The organism is Nonomuraea sp. NPDC049421, assembly GCF_040677005.1.
Lineage (GTDB): Bacteria > Actinomycetota > Actinomycetes > Streptosporangiales > Streptosporangiaceae > Nonomuraea > Nonomuraea salmonea.
Genome location: NZ_JBFAQA010000034.1, coordinates 1 through 19,107 on the forward strand (window position 1 = coordinate 1; position 19,107 = coordinate 19,107).

The 19,107-nt window shown below is 71.5% G+C and carries 17 protein-coding genes; 10 read left to right on the plus strand and 7 right to left on the minus strand.

The genetic code is table 11. The annotated features are described in order from the left end of the window. Positions 1–91 precede the first annotated feature (91 nt). Positions 92–421 carry a hypothetical protein gene (locus tag AB0K18_RS40955; RefSeq protein WP_364926052.1) on the plus strand — a complete coding sequence of 110 codons (330 nt, stop codon included), beginning with the start codon at positions 92–94 and terminating at the stop codon, positions 419–421. Positions 422–428: 7 nt separating this feature from the next. On the opposite strand, the gene AB0K18_RS40960 is transcribed toward AB0K18_RS40955, so the two are convergent. Next, positions 429–2,180 (minus strand): 1-deoxy-D-xylulose-5-phosphate synthase, encoded by a 1,752-nt coding sequence (locus AB0K18_RS40960; RefSeq protein WP_364926054.1) that lies wholly within the window; start codon positions 2,178–2,180, stop codon positions 429–431. A gap of 94 nt (positions 2,181–2,274) precedes the next feature. Here AB0K18_RS40960 and AB0K18_RS40965 point away from each other — a divergent pair, with 94 nt between their 5' ends. From AB0K18_RS40965 to AB0K18_RS40980, 4 genes are all read left to right on the plus strand, one after another. Continuing rightward, a complete protein-coding gene (locus AB0K18_RS40965; protein ID WP_364926056.1) occupies positions 2,275–3,351 on the plus strand; it encodes a polyprenyl synthetase family protein in 1,077 nt (358 codons plus the stop codon). Positions 3,352–3,364: 13 nt separating this feature from the next. After that, positions 3,365–4,306 carry a 4-hydroxy-3-methylbut-2-enyl diphosphate reductase gene (locus AB0K18_RS40970; RefSeq protein ID WP_364926058.1) on the plus strand — a complete coding sequence of 314 codons (942 nt, stop codon included), beginning with the start codon at positions 3,365–3,367 and terminating at the stop codon, positions 4,304–4,306. A 27-nt stretch (positions 4,307–4,333) separates the two neighbouring features. Next, entirely contained in the window at positions 4,334–5,755 is a 1,422-nt protein-coding gene (locus AB0K18_RS40975; protein ID WP_364926061.1) for a family 2B encapsulin nanocompartment shell protein, read from the plus strand. 82 nt (positions 5,756–5,837) lie between these two features. Continuing rightward, complete coding sequence (locus AB0K18_RS40980; protein ID WP_364926064.1) at positions 5,838–8,084, plus strand: terpene synthase family protein; 2,247 nt, start codon at positions 5,838–5,840, stop codon at positions 8,082–8,084. Here AB0K18_RS40980 and AB0K18_RS40985 read toward each other — a convergent pair. Continuing rightward, the gene (locus tag AB0K18_RS40985) at positions 8,059–8,421 is read right to left on the minus strand and encodes an STAS domain-containing protein (RefSeq protein WP_364926066.1); all 363 of its coding nucleotides are present in this window, start codon (positions 8,419–8,421) and stop codon (positions 8,059–8,061) included. The genes AB0K18_RS40980 and AB0K18_RS40985 overlap by 26 nt on opposite strands. 426 nt (positions 8,422–8,847) lie before the next feature. On the opposite strand from AB0K18_RS40985, the gene AB0K18_RS40990 reads away from it, so the two are divergent. After that, positions 8,848–9,429: a C40 family peptidase gene (locus AB0K18_RS40990; protein WP_364926068.1), complete on the plus strand. Its 582-nt coding sequence runs from the start codon at positions 8,848–8,850 to the stop codon at positions 9,427–9,429. 219 nt (positions 9,430–9,648) lie between these two features. Here AB0K18_RS40990 and AB0K18_RS40995 read toward each other — a convergent pair whose 3' ends face one another. The 3 genes from AB0K18_RS40995 to AB0K18_RS41005 form a co-directional block, all read right to left on the minus strand. Beyond that, a complete protein-coding gene (locus AB0K18_RS40995; protein ID WP_364926070.1) occupies positions 9,649–9,951 on the minus strand; it encodes a hypothetical protein in 303 nt (100 codons plus the stop codon). Between the two features lie 355 nt (positions 9,952–10,306). Continuing rightward, entirely contained in the window at positions 10,307–10,609 is a 303-nt protein-coding gene (locus AB0K18_RS41000; protein WP_364926072.1) for a hypothetical protein, read from the minus strand. A 308-nt stretch (positions 10,610–10,917) separates the two neighbouring features. After that, a complete protein-coding gene (locus AB0K18_RS41005) occupies positions 10,918–11,220 on the minus strand; it encodes a hypothetical protein (protein ID WP_364926074.1) in 303 nt (100 codons plus the stop codon). A 446-nt stretch (positions 11,221–11,666) separates the two neighbouring features. On the opposite strand from AB0K18_RS41005, the gene AB0K18_RS41010 reads away from it, so the two are divergent. Further along, positions 11,667–13,028, plus strand: coding sequence for an NERD domain-containing protein kinase family protein (locus AB0K18_RS41010; RefSeq protein ID WP_364926076.1), 1,362 nt, complete (start codon positions 11,667–11,669; stop codon positions 13,026–13,028). A gap of 5 nt (positions 13,029–13,033) precedes the next feature. On the opposite strand, the gene AB0K18_RS41015 is transcribed toward AB0K18_RS41010, so the two are convergent. Continuing rightward, on the minus strand, positions 13,034–15,697 hold the full coding sequence (locus tag AB0K18_RS41015; protein ID WP_364926078.1) for a BTAD domain-containing putative transcriptional regulator: 2,664 nt from the start codon (positions 15,695–15,697) through the stop codon (positions 13,034–13,036). Between the two features lie 112 nt (positions 15,698–15,809). Between AB0K18_RS41015 and AB0K18_RS41020 the strand changes: the two genes are divergently transcribed. Next, the gene (locus AB0K18_RS41020; protein WP_364926080.1) at positions 15,810–16,718 is read left to right on the plus strand and encodes a M23 family metallopeptidase; all 909 of its coding nucleotides are present in this window, start codon (positions 15,810–15,812) and stop codon (positions 16,716–16,718) included. Positions 16,719–16,764: 46 nt separating this feature from the next. Here AB0K18_RS41020 and AB0K18_RS41025 read toward each other — a convergent pair whose 3' ends face one another. Continuing rightward, the gene (locus AB0K18_RS41025; protein ID WP_364926082.1) at positions 16,765–17,568 is read right to left on the minus strand and encodes an FKBP-type peptidyl-prolyl cis-trans isomerase; all 804 of its coding nucleotides are present in this window, start codon (positions 17,566–17,568) and stop codon (positions 16,765–16,767) included. 96 nt (positions 17,569–17,664) lie between these two features. Here AB0K18_RS41025 and AB0K18_RS41030 point away from each other — a divergent pair, with 96 nt between their 5' ends. Both AB0K18_RS41030 and AB0K18_RS41035 read left to right on the plus strand, forming a co-directional pair. Then, entirely contained in the window at positions 17,665–18,708 is a 1,044-nt protein-coding gene (locus AB0K18_RS41030) for a DUF2293 domain-containing protein (RefSeq protein ID WP_364926084.1), read from the plus strand. A gap of 11 nt (positions 18,709–18,719) precedes the next feature. Further along, entirely contained in the window at positions 18,720–19,091 is a 372-nt protein-coding gene (locus tag AB0K18_RS41035; protein ID WP_364560828.1) for an MmcQ/YjbR family DNA-binding protein, read from the plus strand. Positions 19,092–19,107 lie beyond the last annotated feature (16 nt).

Here is a 19,107-nt window from a genome sequence, read left to right on the forward strand (position 1 = left end):
ATCGGTAAGCCGTATGCGGGAAAACCGCACGTACGGAATTGAAAGGGGGATGGGGAACCGGGCCTTCACGGCACCGCGCCCCTGACTACCAATGGAGAACCCCCTGGAGCCCCGTGCCGGCGAATCCGTCCTGGAGCCGCGCGCGGTGCACCGTCCCGCGCCCGAGACCGGCCGCGTCCAGCCGGCCCCGCTCGACGCCGACGAGGAGGCGCGCTTCTACACCTCCATGGCGCAGTGGCTGGCCCAGGAGCTCGCGCAGAAGGGCTCCGTCCGCCTGGCGTCCGCCGACACCCCCGAGCGGCAGCGCCAGTTCCAGGAGGTGGCGCACCGCGCGAGCGAGCTGCTCCGCCGCCCGGTGACCACGACGGCGAGCAGCCACGGCATGACCTTCGAGCTGGGCCGTCCACCGCACACCGCTTGAGGCGGGGTCAGGTGCGGTCGAGGGCGCGCAGGGCGTCGCCGGCCGCCCGCGCGATGCCCTGGCCGGTCAGCCCCGCCTCGGCCAGCAGCTCAGAGCGCCCGCCCTGGCCGATGAACGCGCACGGCAGCCCCAGGTTGAGCATCCCCTGACCGGGCGCGCACACCTGGCGGACGAGCGCGCCGACGCCCGAGGCGGCGACGCCGTCCTCGACGGTCACCACCAGCCGGCTGCCGCCGACCGCCTTGCGCAGGTCGGCGGAGACCGGGATGACCCACCGCGGATCGACCACGCTCACCCCGATGCCCGACTCGGCCAGCAGCGCCGCCGCGCTCAGGCACGGCCCGGCCATCGCGCCGACCGCGACCAGCAGCACGTCCTGACCGCCCGACGCCAGCACGTCCACCTCGCCGACGCTGCCGACGGGCGGGATCTCCGCCTCGACCGCCGCCTTGGGGAACCGCAGCGCCGTGGGCCCGTCGCAGGCGACCGCCTCGTCCAGCAACTCCCTCAGCCGTACGGCGTCGCGCGGCGCGGCCACCCGCAGCCCCGGCACGACCGCCAGCGTCGCGAGGTCCCACATGCCGTGGTGGCTGGGCCCGTCGGGCCCGGTGATCCCGGCCCTGTCGAGCACGAGCGTCACGGGCAGCCGATGCAGCGCGACGTCCATCAGCACCTGGTCGACGGCCCGGTTGAGGAACGTGGCGTAGATCGCGACCACCGGATGCAGCCCGCTCATCGCCATGCCGGCCGCCGAGGCCATGGCGTGCTGCTCGGCGATGCCGACGTCAAACATGCGCCCGGGGAAGCGCCGCCCGAACGCCGCGAGCCCGGTGGGCCCCGGCATCGCCGCGGTGACGGCGACCACGTCACGGCGGCGCTCGCCGAGCGCGCACAGGTGGTGGGAGAAGGCGTGCGTCCAGGTGCCGCGCGGCGGTGACAGCGGCTGTCCGGTGGCCGGGTCGGAGGCCGGGATGGCGTGCAGGTGCTCGTCGAGGTCCTGCACGGCGGGGCCGTAGCCGCGGCCCTTGCGGGTGACGCAGTGGACCACGACCGGCGTACGCAGCTCGCGGGCCGTGCGCAGCGCCTGCTCAAGGGCGGCGATGTCGTGGCCGTCGACCGGGCCGAGGTAGCGCAGCCCGAGGCTCTCGAACACGCTGAACCCGGGCGCGGCCCGCAGCCTGCCGAGGTGCTCGGCCCACCCGCCGACCGTGGGCGCGTAGGAGCGGCCGTTGTCGTTGAGCACGATCACGACCGGCAGGCCGCGGTCGGCGCCGAGGTTGTTGAGCGCCTCCCAGGCCACGCCGCCGGTGAGCGCGCCGTCGCCGACCACCGCGACCACGGGACGGCCGCCCTCGCCGGCCAGCCGGCGCGCCTTGGCCATGCCGTCGGCGTAGGCGAGCGCGGTGGAGGCGTGGGAGCTGTCGACGTGGTCGTGCGGCGACTCGTCCCTGCTGGGGTAGCCGCTCAGCCCGCCGCGCACGCGCAGCCCGTCGAAGGCGTCGCGGCGGCCGGTGAGGATCTTGTGGACGTACGCCTGGTGCCCGGTGTCGAACACGATCGCGTCGTCCGGCGAGTCGAAGACCCGGTGCAGCGCGATCGTCAGCTCGACGATGCCGAGGTTGGAGCCGAGGTGGCCGCCCGCCGCGCTCACCTTCTCGATGAGGAAGTCGCGGATCTCGCGGGCCAGCCCCGGCAGCAGCTCGGCCGGAAGGGCGCGCAGGTCGTCGGGGGTGGACACGTGAGTCAGCAGCGTCTTCATGACATCCCCAGGCCGTGTGACTGCTGTGGCAAAAGAAAGCTTGGGCCGCAAAAGCTACTTTACACACTCCGTATTCAGTGAGTAACTAGGGGTAGTGACGGACGACAGAAGGGCCGCGCGTATGCCGGTGAGCTTCCCGCTGCACTCCCTTGGTGCCCGCATCGACCAGCGGCTCTGCGGCTTTCTCGAGGACTGGGGCAACCCGGTTTCCGACCCCGGGGTCGAGGCCGCGTACGGCCTGCTGGCGGACTTCATCCTCGGCGGCGGCAAGCGTGTGCGGCCCCAGCTGTGCTACTGGGGCTGGCGCGGCGCCGGCGGCGACGACTGCGAGGAGATCATCAGCGCCGCCGCCGCGCTGGAGCTGTGTCACGCGGGGCTGCTGATCCACGACGACATCATGGACGGCAGCGACCTGCGCCGCGGGCAGGCCACCGTGCACCGCAGCCTGTCCGACCTGCACCGCGGTCCGGGCGCCGAGGCGTTCGGCCGGGCCGGCGGCATCCTGCTCGGCACGCTCAGCCTGGCCTGGTCCGACGCGCTGCTGTCGTCCTGCGGCATCGACCCGGCGCGGCTGCGTGCCGCGCACCACCTGTTCGACGCCATGCGCACCGAGGTCATCAGCGGCCAATACCTCGACGTCCTCGCCCAGCTGCGCTCCGGCGCGACCGAGGCGCAGGCGCTGACCGTGATCCGCTACAAGAGCGCGAAGTACACCGTCGAGCGGCCGCTGCAGATCGGCGGCGCGCTCGCCGGGGCGCCGTCCGACCTGATCGACGCCTACTCCAGGTTCGGGGTGCCGCTCGGGGAGGCGTTCCAGCTCCGCGACGACGTGCTCGGCACGTTCGGCTCGGCCTCGGAGACCGGCAAGTCGGCGCTGGACGACCTGCGCGAGGGCAAGCAGACCGTGATGTACGCGCACGCCGTGCAGCACGCCTCCCCCGCCCAGCTCGCCCACTTGCGCACCTGGCACGGCAACCCGGAGCTGACCGAGGAGCGCGCCGAGGAGGTGCGCCGCATCCTCATCGACACCGGCGCGCTGGCCAGGGTCGAGGACATGATCGAGGACCGCGTCCGCCAGGCCATGTCGGCACTGAGCGAGGCGCAGGTCAAGCCAGAGGCGGCCGGCGTGCTCGCCGAGATGGCCGACCGGCTCGCACATCGCAGCAAGTGAGGGGATCCCCAACATGGGACGGGTACTTCTCGCCGCCCCGCGCGGCTACTGCGCGGGCGTCGAACGCGCGATCGTCACGGTGGAGGAGGCGCTGCGGCGCTTCGGAGCGCCGGTCTACGTACGCAAGCAGATCGTGCACAACACGTTCGTGGTGGACGACCTGACCAGGCGCGGCGCGGTCTTCGTCGAGGAGCTGGACGAGGTGCCCGACGGGGCGCTGGTCGTCTTCTCGGCGCACGGCGTCGCCCCGGCGGTGAAGGAGGCGGCGGGCCTGCGGGGCCTGCGGACGATCGACGCCACCTGCCCGCTCGTCACGAAGGTGCACAAGGAGGCGGCCAGGATGGCCGAGTCCGGGCACCGGATCGTGCTCATCGGGCACGCCGAGCACGAGGAGGTCGAGGGCACGCTGGGCGAGGCCCCCGAGCACATCCACGTCATGGATCCGGCGCGGCCGGAGGAGCTGGAGCTGGACGATTCGGAGCCGGTGAGCTGGCTGTCGCAGACCACGCTGGCCGTGGACGAGACCATGCGGGCGGTCGAAGGGCTGCGCGAGCGGTTCCCCGGCCTGGTCGATCCGCCCAGCGACGACATCTGCTACGCCAGCCAGAACCGCCAGGAGGCGGTCGCGCGCATCGCGCCCGAGTGCGAGCTGGTGGTCGTGGTCGGCTCGGCCAACTCCTCCAACTCGCGGCGGCTGGTCGAGGTCGCGGTCAACGCGGGAGCGGACGCGGCCCACCTGGTCGACCGGGCCTCCGACGCCGACGAGCGCTGGCTCGACGGCGTGCGCACGGTCGGGGTCAGCTCCGGCGCGTCCGTGCCTGAGCCGCTGGTCACGGAGTTACTCGACTGGCTCTCGGCCCGCGGGTTCACCGACGTCCAGCCGGTGACCCTGACCGAGGAGACCCTGACGTTCTCTCTTCCGCTCGAACTCCGAACCTCCCGCAACCGCGGCTAGCCCGCACATCCAGATTGGTGGTGCACGATGACAGAAACGACCCACTCGACCGCGCCGAGCAACGGCAGCCCCAACGGCAACGGTCAGCTCAGCCTCAGCACCGATGCCGCCAAACAGCTGGCGACGACGACCAAGACGCCGCCGCAGATGCAGGAGATCACCTCCCGCTGGCTGCTGCGGCTGCTGCCGTGGGTCCAGTGCTCGGGTGGTGTGTTCCGGGTGAACCGGCGACTGACGTACACACTGGGTGATGGCCGGATCACCTTCAGCACCACGGGCGCCGACGTGCGGGTGATCCCGGCCGAGCTGACCGAGCTGCCCATGTTGCGCGGCTTCGACGACATGGAGGTGCTGGAGGCGCTGGCCGACCGGTTCACCCAGCGCGAGGTCGCGGCCGGCGAGGAGATCGTCGCCGAGGGCGCCGAGGTGGACCGGCTGGTGCTGATCGCCCACGGGCGGGTGGCCAAGGTCGGGCGGGGCGCGTACGGGGACGACCAGAACCTCGGCGTGCTGGCCGACGGCGACCACCTCGGCGAGCAGGTGCTCATCCAGGGCGGCCAGTACGAGTTCACCGCCCGCGCCAAGACCGCCACCACCGTGCTGACGCTGTCCAGGCAGGACTACGAGCAGGTCGCCGAGCGCTCGCCCGCCCTGCGCGAGCACGTCGAGACCTGGCGCACCAGCGGGAACCACGCCCAGAACGACTACGGCGAGGCCGCGATCAACATGTCCGCCGGTCACACGGGCGAGGCCGAGCTGCCCGGCACGTTCGTGGACTACGAGCAGACCCCCCGCGAGTACGAGCTGAGCGTCGCCCAGACCGTCCTGCGCGTGCACAGCCGGGTCTCCGACCTGTACAACCAGCCGATGAGCCAGCTCGACCAGCAGCTCCGCCTCACGATCGAGGCCCTGCGCGAGCGGCAGGAGGACGAGCTGGTCAACAACCGCGACTTCGGCCTGCTGCACAACGCCGACTTCAGCCAGCGCATCCGCACCCGCTCCGGCCCGCCCACCCCCGACGACCTCGACGACCTGCTGTCCACGGTGTGGAAGGAGCCCTCGTTCTTCCTCGCCCACCCGCAGGCCATCGCCGCCTTCGGCCGCGAGTGCAGCAAGCGCGGCGTCTACCCGCAGCAGAGCGAGGTCAACGGGCACCGGGTGCCGGCCTGGCGGGGCGTGCCGATCTTCCCGTGCAACAAGATCCCCGTCTCCGCCGCGCGCACCACGTCGTTCCTGCTGATGCGGACGGGACAGGAGAACCAGGGCGTCGTCGGGCTGCACCAGACCGGCATCCCCGACGAGTACCAGCCGAGCCTGTCGGTGCGGTTCATGGGCATCAACGAGAAGGCGGTCATCTCCTACCTGGTCAGCGTCTACTACTCGGCCGCCGTCCTGGTCCCCGACGCGCTGGGCGTGCTGGAGGACGTCGAGCTCGGCCGCAACGGCTAGACCGTCCCACGGCCCCGTCCGCCACCTGTGGCGGGCGGGGCCGCTTGCCGCCCGAACCGTTGACGACGCGAAGGAGACGACCATGACGCAGCCGTTCGAACTGCCGGACTTCTACCTGCCGTATCCGGCCCGGCTCAACCGCCACTTGGACGAGGCCCGCGTGCACTCCCGACAGTGGGCGCGCGACATGGGCATGCTCGAAGGTTCGGGCGTCTGGGAGGAGGCCGACCTCGACGCCCACGACTATCCGCTGATGTGCGCCTATACGCATCCCGACTGCGACGCGGAAGAGCTGGGCCTGATCACCGACTGGTACGTGTGGGTCTTCTTCTTCGACGACCACTTCCTGGAGTTCTTCAAAAGGACCGGCGACCTCAAGGGCGGCAAGGAGTATCTCGCGCGGCTGGCCCGCTTCATGCCCATGGGGCTCGACCTGACCGTCCCCGAGCCGGAGAACCCGGTGGAGGCGGGCCTCGCCGACCTGTGGCCGCGTACGGTGCCGAGCATGTCGCTCGACTGGCGGGCCCGCTTCGCCGAGAGCACCCGCAACCTGCTGGACGAGTCGCTCTGGGAGCTGGCCAACATCAACAGGGGCCGCGTCGCCAACCCCGTCGAGTACATCGAGATGCGCCGCAAGGTCGGCGGCGCGCCCTGGTCGGCCGGGCTGGTCGAGCACGCGGTGGGCGCCGAGGTGCCGGCCGTGATCGCGGGCTCCCGGCCGCTGCGGGTGCTCAAGGACGCCTTCTCCGACGCCGTGCACCTGCGCAACGACCTGTTCTCCTACCAGCGGGAGGTCACCGACGAGGGCGAGCTGAGCAACGGGGTGCTGGTGCTGGAGAAGTTCCTCGGCTGCTCCACGCAGGAGGCCGCGAACGCGGTCAACGACCTGCTGACCTCGCGGCTGCAGCAGTTCGAGCACACCGCGGTCTTCGAGCTGGGGCCGCTGTTCGTGGAGCACGGCATCGACCCGCTCAGCGCGGCCGGCGTCGCGGCGTACGTGAAGGGGCTGCAGGACTGGCAGGCGGGCGGGCACGAGTGGCACATGCGCTCCAGCCGCTACATGAACGAGCGGGCGGGGGCGAGCCGGCCGCTCGGCATGTCGTCCGTGATCGACCTGCTGGGGGCCAAGCGGGTGCGCTCGTTCACGCACGTGCCGTACCGGCCGGTGGGTCCTTCGCGGATCCCCGACCTGTACGTGCCGTTCGAGCTGCGCCTGTCACCCCACCTGGACGGCGCCAGGCGCGAGCTGGTCTCCTGGTGCCGCGAGATGGGGATCCTGGAGCCGCCGCACGGCGTCGCCGGGCCCGCCGTCTGGGACGAGGCCAAGCTCGTGGACTACGACCTGCCGTTGTGCGCGGCGGGGCTGCATCCCGGCGCGACGCCCGAGGAGCTCGACCTGGCCTCCGCCTGGCTGGCCTGGGGGACGTACGGCGACGACTACTTCCCCGTCGTCTTCGGCCGCCCGCGCAACCTGGCCGCCGCCAAGGCGGCGGTCGCCAGGTTCGGCGACTTCATGCCGCTCGACGGCACGCCCGCCCCCGCGCCCGCCAACGCGCTGGAGCGGTCGCTGGCCGACATCTGGGCGCGTACGGCGGGGCCGATGCCGCAGGAGGACCGGCGCAGGCTGCGGGCGGCCGTGGAGGCGATGTGCGAGGCGTGGCTGTGGGAGCTAGCCGGCGAGATCGCCCACCACATCCCCGACCCGGTCGACTACATCGAGATGCGGCGGCACACGTTCGGCTCGGAGCTCACGATGAGCCTGAGCCGGCTGCGGCACTCCAAGTCGATCCCCGACGAGTTCTACGCCAGCGGGCCGATGGTGGCGCTGGAGAACGCCATGATGGACGCGGGCACGCTGGTCAACGACGTGTTCTCGTACCAGAAGGAGATCGAGTACGAGGGCGAGGTGCACAACGCGATCCTCGTCGTCCAGAACTTCTTCGGCTGCGACTACCCGACCGCGCTCGGCATCGTGGCCGACCTGATGGCCTCGAGGGTGCGGCAGTTCGAGCACATCGCGGCGAACGAGCTGCCGATCGTGTGCGACGACTTCGGCCTCGGCGAGGAGGCGCGGCGCGACCTCGACGGCTTCCTGACCGAGCTGGGCGACTGGCTGGCCGGCATCCTCAACTGGCACCAGGGCTGCTTCCGCTACGACGAGCCGTCGCTGCAGCGGCACCACCAGGCGCCGCTGCCGCGCTTCCACGGTCCCACCGGGCTCGGCACCTCGGCCGCGGTCATCAGGCCGCCGGGCGCCGTCAGCCCTGTCACCGTCAGCCCCGTCGCCGTCGGCCCTGTCTCCGTCAGCCCTGTTGCAGCGGGACGTTGACGTCCTTCGGCGGCTGGTAGAACCAGTCCAGCATGCGCAGCAGGCGCCGCTGGTACGGCGTGACGTTGCGCAGGCGGATCCACCGCTCGGCGGGTGGCAGCGCGGGCATCGCCAGCACGCGCAGCCCCGAGACGTCGATGAAGGTCAGCTCTCCTGTGTCGACCACGATGTAGGTGCCCTGGCGGCAACTCGCCAGGGTGCTGGCCACCGCGCGGCTGTTGGTCACGTCGATCTCGCCGATCAGCGCGACCGCCGGCACGGCGGGCAGGCCCGGCGCCACCGCCGTACTGATCGTCAGCTGTCGGTCTTGGTACAGCAGCCGTTCTTGGACGCTCACGCTCCCCGCACCCCCCAACACGCTGGCTCTTGGGGGTTGTCGCCGTGGTCGCACCTGCGGATCTGTCGCACGCGCTTTCCGGCGATTAATCCGAAACCTAGGCTACACGAAGTATGCCGGGCTATGGATTTTTCGTCGGAATATGACCGGTTTTTCGGATAATCCGGAAGTTTTCGGTCCCGCGTGCTTCGCGGTGGCTCGCCGGGCCTGGGCAGCGGGGCTCTGGAGTCGTTTGCCGAGGATCTAGGGAGGCGCTGGCGCGGGCAGAGACCGACCCACAATTGGTGGAAATTTCATCTTTTAGCGGGCCGCCACCGATGGCGTTTTCTCGCCATAGAAGGCGAGAAAAGCCACAGAGGAGACAACTGCGGGCAGGGCGGCGACGGCGGCGCCTGGCGCGGCTCGGATCGGGAGCGTCGATGTGCCATGGACCAGAGACGGAGACAGCGAAGACAGCGGAGCCGGCGTAGGCGGGACCTGCGGGGACCGGCCGGGCCGTCGGCGCTGCGGGTGGCGGCGGTCTGCCTGGTCGCGCTCGTGGCCCTCGCGACGGGGGCCACGTCTTCCGTGAGCGCCAGGTCGGTGGCGGGGAGCATCGCGCTGCGGGCGGCGCTGGAGATGATCGGGGTGCCGTACTCGTGGGGCGGCGGCGGGGTGCACGGGCCCGGGTACGGCATCGGGCGCGGCGCCACCACCAAGGGCTTCGACTGCTCCGGCCTCGCCGAGTACGCCTACGCCCGGGCCGGCGCGCTCATCGGGACCACCACGTACGAGCAGTGGCGCGCGGGCATCAGGATCACGAAAGAGCTGCTGGAGCCGGGTGACCTGGTCTTCTTCGACAGCGACAAGGCGACCCCCGGCCCCGAGCACGTGGGGCTGGCGGTGGACGCCGAGCGGATGGTGCACGCGCCGCACACCGGCGCCCAGGTCCGCATCGACCCGCTGGACCGCGCGGACCTGCTCGGCATCGTCCGGGTGGAGGTCGGCCGCGGCGACCAGGACCTCTGAGTCAGCAGAATGCCGTACGCCTCCGGGCGGGCCCTGATGGGGTCCCGCGCCGGAGGCGTACGGCGTACCGAACATTCGGTCACCGGAGAGGCGGCGCCGTGGCCTCGCGAGTCTCCACGGCCGGCCTCACCGGCTCACCCAGGTCGAGGGAGGACCGTTGGCCACGCGGCCCGTCCGGTAGGGGACCGCCGCGCCCTCCCCGCCTGCTGCGTCCAGGTCCTACCTGGCCTGCGCGCGGCCGTTGTCGATGTCGGTGTTGACGTTGCCGTCACCGACCTGCGGCTGGTTGTTGTTCAGCAGCGCGACGTTGGTCTCGTCCAGGATCTGGAGGATGCCGACCTCGATGTCGTTGGCCGAGTGGTTGAGCAGGTTGTTGAGGACGTCGTCGGCTATCTGCCACTGCGTCAGCAGGGCCTGACCCTTGTTGCTCGGGTTGGGGCCGACGTCGGCGGACGCGGCGGAGGTGGCGAAACCGAAGGCGGCGGCCGCCACGGCGGCGCCGGCCAGAATACGACGGATCATTGTGTGCTTTCCTCCATGAATCGGCGCGGAATTACCGGCGCCAGCTTCTTTCGTACAGGGCTGTGCGGTGCCGCTGACGGTGATCGTGGCAGACCTCGGAGATGGCGACTCGTTATGGAGGTCAAGGAGCGCTTGAATGCTGTGGTGCTGATTCCCGGCTTATCGCCGAAAAAGCTCCGATGCACGATCGGTGGCCTTTTCCGGCTTATTTCCGGTGAGCGTTCTCCGACGGCGCCGGCCGTACGGTCCTGGGCGATGTCGCTCGCCGCGACGGCGTACGGCCGTCGAACGCTCCGGTGTTCCAGGGAACCGCTCCGTGGCCTCGCGGATCGCCACGATCGTTCAGGTCTGAGTCCTACCTGGCCTGGGCCTGACCGTTCTGGATCCTGGTGTCCTTGTTGTGGTTGCCGACCTCGGGCTGGTTGTTGTTCAGCGCGCTCACGTTCACCTCGTCGAGGACCTTGATGATGTTGACCTCGAGGTCGTTGAGCGAGTGGTTGGCGACGTTGTTGAGGACGTCGTCCAGGATCTGGAACTGGCTGAGGACGGCCTGGCCCCCGTTGTACGGGTTGGGCCCGACGTCCGCGGACGCGCCGGACGCGGAGAAGCCCAGAGCGACGGCCGCGATTGCGGCACCGGCCAGAATGCGACGGATCATGTTTGCTTTCCTCCATGGAACGGCCCGGAATTCCCGGCGCCATAGTCGTTCGTGCAGGGCTGTGAGGTGCCGCGAATAACAATCGCGGCAGGCGGCTGGGCCCGCAACCCGGAAAGACCTAATGGAGGTCAAGAAGCCGCCTCGATTCCTTGACATCAGGTTTCGCCGGCACGGCGCTGGAAACCGGCGTCCGCATATCGCGGGCGGGCACCCGATGGATCGGCGGCGGCATTGCTGTCGCGGGCCTTCACCTTTTACACGCGCACCGGCGGCGGGGCGTCGGTCGTCGCCCCTTCCGCCTGCCCGGCCTACTGGGCGCGGGCGTCGCCGTTGTCGATACGCGTGTTCCTGTTGGCGTGGCCGACCTGCGGCTGGTTGTTGTTCAGCAGCGCGACGTTGACCTCGTCGAGCGCGGTCAGGATGCTGACCTCGAGGTTGTTCAGCGAGTGGTTGCCGACGTCGTTGAGCACGTCGTCCAGGATCTGGAACTGGCTCGCGATGGCCGCGCCCTTGTTGTACGGGTTGGGACCCACGTCAGCGGACGCGGCCGACGCGGAGAAGCCGAAGGCTGCGGCCGCGACTGCGGCACCGGCCAGAATGCGACGGATCATGTTTGCTTTCCTCCATGGAACGGCGTGAATTTCCTGGCGCCGTGGTCGTTCGTTGCAGGGCTGCTAGGTGCCGCGAATAACCATCACGGGAACCCTGGAAAAGCGCAACTGGAAAATCTCTCGGCAAGGTCAAAGAGCCATCTGGATTTTTTGAGCCGGTTTTCCTGCACTGCGCCGGCGGCGCATGGGCGACACCGCGCGGGACCGCCATTGAACCGGTAGCGCCGATCGGCCGCGCCGCTTATGGGGGGTCCGTTCACCGGTCTTTGGGCAATGATCGACCGCTGCTTGGCGCTGGTATCCGGCAGCAGGAAAACGCTTTTGGAATGGCCGCCGCATCGCCGTGGGAAGGCCGGGGACACCCGCGATGACGTGCGGGAACCATCGGCCGGCCGGGACGGCTCCCAGCGGGAGTCCGGGCCCGATCCCGTGCGAGGATAGTGGTCATGGCAGAGATCGTCGGCGGAGGACGTCCGGTCAACGACGCCGAGCGGCGCGTGATCGCATATCTGCGAGACCACGCGCCCGCCGACTGGTTGCTGCTGCACAACGTCGAGGTGCCGCGCGGGCACGACGTGTTCGAGGTCGACGTGCTCGTCCTGACCGGTCACTCGCTCGTGGTGGTCGACGTCAAGGGCACGAGGGGCCGCATCGAGGTGTCGGGCACGCGCTGGTTCCCGCCGCGCAGGGAGGCGTTCGGCTCGCCGGTGACGAAGCTGCGGGGCACCGCCAAGGCGCTCAAGGGCCTGCTGGTCTCGCGGGCCACCCAGCTGGAGCGGGTCTATGTCGACAGCCTGGTCGTGCTCACCTCACCCGACGCCGAGCTGGTCGATCCCGTCGGGCGCGACGCGGTCAACGTCACCGACCTGCCCGGCCTGGTGGCCACGCTGAGCGACGTCTCGCGGGTGCGCCGCGGCTGCAGCCCCGACGTGCGTCCCTACGTCACGGCGATCCTCGACGCGCTCAACCAGACCGTCCGCCGCAGCACCGCGCCGCCCAGGTTCGGCAACTGGGAGGTCGAGGAGCAGCTCGGCGGCGACGCCAAGGTCACCGAATACCGCGCGTTCAACGCCACGCTGCCCGGCAGCGAGACCGTGCTGCTGCGCGTCTACCAGGCCGACCCGCTGGCTGACCAGGAGTCGCGGGCGGCCGAGCGGCAGCGCATCGCCAACGCCTACCAGACGCTGGCCCGCATCCCGCCCCACCCGTGCGTGGTGCGCTCGCGCGACTTCTTCGCCATCGACGACGAGAGCCGGTTCGTGCTGGTGCTCGACGACGTGCACGGCGAGGCGCTGCACCTGGCTATGGGCAAGGCCGCCCCGATGGGCGTCATCCAGGACCTGCTGCGCGGCCTGGCGCACGCTCACCTGCACGGGGTGGTGCACCGCGCGCTCACCCCGGCCTCCGTGCTGGTCGCCGACGACGGCCACGCGGTGCTCACCGGCTTCGACTACGCCAAGCCTGGGCCGCGCAACTACACCGTTGCCCACGAGCTGGGCAACGTGCTCGACGCCCACTACGTGGCGCCCGAGTGCCAGGAGCGGCCCGACCTCATGACCACCTCCTCCGACGTCTACGCCGCCGGCGCCATCGCCTACCAGCTGCTCACCGGCCGGCTCCCGACCAGCTCCGACGCGCAGGGCCCCGACGTGCCCGAAGTGGTCCGCATGATGCTCGACCACTCCCCCGCCAAGCGGCCCACGGCGGCGCAGGCCCTGCAGGCGCTGCGCGACGCCCCGCCGCCGGCCAGGCAGCAGCAGAAGTCGCGGCTCACCAGGTTCGTCCGCCGCATCGTGTCCCGTCCTTAGGCGCCTCACAGGTCGGCGCGCAGTGCGTCGGCGTGCCTGAGGTAGTCGAGCGCGAGGCCGGTACGCCCCGCCGAGCGGTGCAGCTCGCCGAGGAGCTGCGTGCTCGACGCCTCCCCGCTGCGGTCGCCCAGCTCCTGGAAGATCTCCCGCGAGCGTTCGAGCCCGGTGGAGGCGAGCGCGAGGTCGCCGCCGGCCGCCTGTAAGCCGGCCAGGCTCTGCAGCGCGTACGCCCCGCAGTGCCGGTCGCCCAGCGACTCGAAGATCTCCAGCGCGTGCCGGTGGAACGAGATCGCCCGATGCAGGTGCCCCATCTGCACGCACACGCAACCCTCCCGGTGCGCGTCGCCCAGCTCCTGGGCCAGCCGCATGGCCCGGCTCAGCGACTCCGACGCCTGCGCGAGGTCGCCCGACTTCAGGCACACCCGGCCGATGGCCTGCCTCGCGTACGCCTCGCCCGGCCTGTCGCCGGTCGCCTCGAAGATCGTCAGGGCGTCCCTGAAGTGGCCGAGTGACTGCGCGTACCGGCCGCGGAACTGGCTGACCGCGCCGAGGCCGCAGATCGAGGTGGCCTCCGCCCTGCGGTCGCCCAGCTCGCGGAAGATGCGGCGGGAGCGGATGAAGGCGTCGGCCGCCTCGTCGTAGCGGTCCTGGTAGAGGGCGACCTGGGCGAGGCCCCTGAGCATGGCGGCCTCGCCGTACCGGTCGCCGGCCGCGCGGGCCGCGGCCAGTGCGGTGGTGTGGGTGCTCCGCCAGGTGCCGAGGTGGCAGCGCAGGTCCAGGTACGGCACCATCGCGGCGGCCAGCCCCCACGCCGACTCGGCGGCCCCGTTGCCCGCCGCCGTCTCCACGGCCGCGCTCAGCGTCTCGTGCTCCGCCTCGAACCACGTCACCGGGTCGGAGGTGAGCCGGTCGAGCGTGGCGCCGGGCAGCCGCCAGCGCGGCGCGCCCGCCGCCGTCAGGCTGAACACCGTGGTCGGCAGCCGGGCCATCGCGTGCTCCGCGGTCGCCGTCCACGCCGCGAGCACCCGTCCCACGGCCGCCGGGTCGCCGCGCTGGGACCTGGCGTGCCGGGCGATCAGGTCGGGCACCCGGTAGCGCGGCTGGCCCATCTCGTCGGTGCCGACCGGGTCCAGCAGGTTGCCGTCCACCAGCAGGTCGGTGACGTCGCTCGCGCCGTGGCGGCCGAGTGCGGCGTCGACCACCCAGCCGGGCTGCGCGGCGGGGCCGAGCAGGCCCAGGGCGGCCAGTGTGCGGGCGGCGTCGGCGGGCAGGCGCGCGTACCCGCGGTCCAGGCCCGTCCGCACCTCGCGCAGCTCGCTCAGCCAGTCGTCGTCCAGCCGCTGCCGCAGCACCGACAGCGACCAGCCGGGGCGGGCGGCCAGGCGGGTGCCCGCGTTCCTGACGGCGAGCGGCAGGTGACCGCAGGCCGCGACGATGGCCTGCGCGGCCTCGCGCTCCCTGGCCACCCGGTCCGCGCCTGCCGCCCTGGCGAGCAGCGACAGCGCCTCGTCGGGCGTGAGCGGACCGAGCTGGACGAGCGCGGCGCCGGGCAGCTCGGTGATCCTGCGCCGGCTGGTGACGATCACCGCGCTGTCGTTGCCGGGCAGCAGGGGGCGTACCTGGTCGGCGTCGCGGGCGTCGTCGAGCAGCATCAGCATGGGACGCTCGGCCAGCAGCGAGCGCAGCAGCGCGGAGCGTTCGGCGGTCGTCGGCGGCGGCGCCGCGACGCCGAGCGCTCTGAGCGCCTCGGCCAGCAGGTCGTCCGGCTCGCGGTCGCCCAGCTCCAGGTAGAGCTGCCCGGCCGGGTACGCCGCGCGTAACGCGTGCCCCGCGTGCACGGCCAGCGCCGACTTGCCGCAGCCCGGCGGCCCCGACACGACCGCGACAGGGTGCGGCAGGCCGAGCACGGCGACGGCCTCGGCCCTGCCGGTGAAGTCGGGCAGGTCGGGCGGGAGCTGCCGGGGCACGACGGGCGCGCTCTCGTCGGCGAGGATCAGCTCGTACGCGCCGCGCAGCTCCGCGCCGGGCTCGACGCCCAGCTCGTCCACCAGCCGGCCGCGCACGGTCGCGTACGCCCGCAGCGCCTCGGCCTTCCTGCCGCCCCTGTGCAGGGTCAGCACCAGCCGCCCCCACAGGTCCTCACGGTACGGCTGCTCCGCCAGCAGGCCGCGCAACTCCGAGACCGCGCCGTCGTGGTCGCCGGCCGCGATGCGCCGCTCGATCAGCGCCTCGGCGGCCCGCGCGCGCAGCTCACGGAGTGGTTCGAGCCTGCGGTCCCAGACCGGGCTGCCGGGCAGGTCGCACAAGGGCGCGCCGCGCCACAGGGCGAGCGCCGCGTCGTACTCGCCCCGGTCGACCAGCTCCTCGAAGGCCAGCAGGTCCAGCTCGGACGCGGTCACGTCGAGGGCGTACCCGCCGCCGTCGGAACGCAGGACGTGCCCGCCGAGGTCGGTGCGGAGCGAGCTGGCGTACGTCCGCAGGTTGGCCTGCGCCGAGCGCGGCGGCCGGTGCGCCCAGAGCACCTCGGCCAGCAGGTCGGCGCCCACCATTCGCCCCGCGTCCAGCAGCAGCGTGGCGAGCAGCAGGCGGGGCTTCCTGCCGGAGATCCGGACGGGGTGCCCGTCGCGGCGGACCTCCAGCGGCCCTAGCACGTGGAAGGTGACCGTCATCCGCATCAGCTCCTCTACAGAGGCCTGACAGCCGTTTGTATCGGTTGTGGACAGTTTCTGTGCGGCTCGTGCGGACCCTGGGTCTCAGAGATCCCACGGAAAGGATCACCCGATGAAGCTCTACGGAGCAATGGTCGCGAGCCTCGTGCTGCTCGCCGGTCTGGGCACGGCCGGCCCCGCGGCGGCCGATCCGGCGCCGGAATCGGCGGAGGCCCAGATACTCGCGACGAACTTCCAGCTCCCCTTCCCCTGTGGCCAGTCGTGGACGGGCAACTCCAGCGCCAGCAGCGCGCACCGGTCGTACGAGATCGACTTCAACCGGGGCAGCACCGCGGACGCCGACCTCGGCGACACCGTGGTCGCCGCCGCGTCCGGCACGGTGGCGATCTCGGCGCACCAGGGCTCGACCAACGGCTTCGGCAACCTCGTCAAGATCGATCACGGGGGCGGGTGGTCGACGTACTACGCGCACCTGAACACCCGCTCGGTCAGCGCAGGGCAGTCCGTCTCCCAGGGCCAGAAGATCGGCACCGTCGGCAACACCAGTAGACCGGGCAACAACATCTCGCCGCACCTCCACTACGAGGTACGGCTGGGCAGCAGCTATCCGTCCAACATTCAGCGGGCCGTCTTCAACGGCACCACGTTCGGATACCCGAACCAGACCCTGACCTCGCGCAACTGCGGCGGCTCATCGAACCCGTACACGCCGCAGGAGGTGTGCGGCTCCGGCTTCAGCGTGATCGACTCGGCCGCGCTCGGCAGCGACGGCACCGTCTACCTGCTCTACAACTCCAGCAACGCCAACAACTGCGTGGTGACGCTGAAGGCGAAGTCGCTCGGCACGGCCACGGCGACCAGCGCCTACCTGGAAGTGCAGGGCAGTACACGCAAGACCGACTCCGGCAACTTCGGCTACTACGCGGGACCGGTCAAGGCGGTGGCTCGGGCGACCTGCGTCAAGTGGGGCGGCAAGGCCGGCTCCACGGCGTACAACAGCCCATGGGAGCACTGCAGCTGAGTGAGAAGCGTGAACCGGAGGCCGGGCGGCGAGAGGGCCGCCCGGCCTACGCGCTTGTGATCGTGTCGAGGATGTCGATCACATAGAGCTTGGGCCGCTCGCCGGGCGACGGCACCGCGATCCTGCTGCCGACCCGCTGCCCGGCCAGCGCGCCGACCCAGGCGGCCGGCACCGCGCCCGCCTCCAGCGTGAACGCGCTGGGCCCGCCCCGCCGGTACGAGGAGTCCACGACCTCGCGGGACGGCCAGGACGCGGCGACGTACTGGATGACGACCTTCGATCCGGCGACGACCTGCCTGCCCGAGCCGTCGATGAGCACCCGCGGCGGGTCGACGGGCCGCAGGTCGGCGGGGACGACCGGCAGCGTGCGGCCGACGAGCCTGGCGTCCGGCGGGTAGCCGCCGAGGATGTCGAAGACGAGCACCAGCGTGTCGTGCGGCGAGACGCCGGTCAGCGGCACGTTGGGGCCGAGCGCCTCGGCGGCCGGGCTGACCAGCATGATCCGGCTGCCGGCGGGCCGGCCGATGAGCGACTGCCGCCAGGTCTCCGACACCTGCCGGCCGTCGAAGACGACCGTGGTGGGCTGGTTGCCGTCGTACGTGCTCATGTACGGCTGGTTGCCCTTCCAGCGCCGGATGTCCACGTCGGCGAGCACCACGTCACCGGGCACCGTGCGCCGCCCGCTGCCCGTCGAGAGCACCGTGATCTGCGGCGTCCTGCCCGGCTTGCCCTTGGGGATGGTGACGATCGGCCGGCTGCCGAACCGCCCGGACACGACGGGTTGCGTGCCCTCGTCCGCCAGCCCGCACGAGGTGGCGAGCACGAGCAGGGCAGGCCAGAACAGACGCACTTCTTCTCCTTCGGGGCCCCGGATCCGAAGGAGTTACTTGCCGTAACCGGCCCAAGGAAAGCTACGTGCCGCGCCATCACACGACAAACTTGGAGGATGTCCAAGCCCAACCTGGCCCGCCGGGTCGCGCAGGCGGCCGAGATCGCGCTGACCACCCGCAAATACGTGACGTTCCTCGACGTGGTGACGGGGCTGCGCTGGCTGCACACCCGGCACGTGGACGTCTGGCGGCAGGGCAGGGCCGGCACGCTGGCGGAGCTGGCCGCGGTGGACGAGGAGCGGCTGCTCACCACGGCGGCCCTGCTACGCGACTGGGCGCTGGCCAAGGGACTGCGGCCGGTCGAGACCCCCTACGTCGCGGGCACCCGCGACCGCCGCGAGCTGCGCTTCACCACGGGTCCCGACCAGAGCCCGTTCCGCGTGCACTGGTTGTCGCCCGACCTGAGCGAGGCCAGGGTGCGCCGGCTCACCGAGGCGCAGAGCAAGGCGCCCGACCTGGTGGTGGTGGCGCCGCTCAAGCCGTTCACGTGCGCGTCCTGCCGCGACACGGGCCCTTACCTGATCATGGAGGACGACGAGCCCCACTGCCTGACCTGCGCCGACCTCGACCACCTGGTGTTCCTGCCGGCCGGGAACGCGGCGCTCAGCCGGCGCGCCAAGCAGGAGAGCGGCCTGTCGGCGGTCGTCGTCCAGTACAACCGGCGGCGCAAGGTCTACCAGCGCCAGGGCCTGCTGGTGGAGGAGGCCGCGCTGGCCGCCGCCGAGGAGCGCTGCCTGGCCGACGAGGAGGTACGCCTGCGCCGCCGCGAGCGTGACCGCGTCCGCAGGGCCGAGCAGGACGTCGAGTTCCAGGCCATGATGGCGGCCGAGATCGCCCGGTTGTTCCCCGGCTGCCCCGAGCCGCGCGCCCGCGAGATCGCCGAGCACGCCGGTCAGCGCGGCAGCGGCCGGGTGGGCAGGTCGGCGGCGGCCAGGGCGCTCGACGAGAACGCCATCACGCTCGCCGTGATCGCCTCCATCCGGCATCTCGACACCGACTACGACAAGCTGCTGATGGCGGGCGTGCCCCGGATGGAGGCCCGCGACCGCATCAGGGACGCCATCGAACACAAGCTCGAAGAATTCCGCCGGGCCGGTTAGGGTCGGGAGGCATGAGCGACTGGCACGATGTGCGGGAAGAGCTGCTGGCGTTCGCGCTGGGCCTGCCAGAGGCCCGCGAGGACCACCCCTGGGGCGACACCGTCGTCAAGGTGAACAAGAAGATCTTCGTCTTCCTCGGCTCCGACGAGCCGACCGACCGGTGGGCCCCCACGTTCACCGTCAAGCTGCTGTCCGAGGCCCATGGCCACGCGCTGAGCGTCGAGGGCGCGCAGCCGAGCGGCCACGGGCTGGGCAAGGCGGGCTGGGTGACGGTGCCGTTCCTGTCGGAGCTGCCCGCGACCGACGTGCTGCTCGACTGGGTGGAGGAGAGCTACCGCGCGGTCGCGCCCAAGCGCGCGATCAAGGAGCTCGACGCACGCTGAGGGCCGGCCGCCCGCC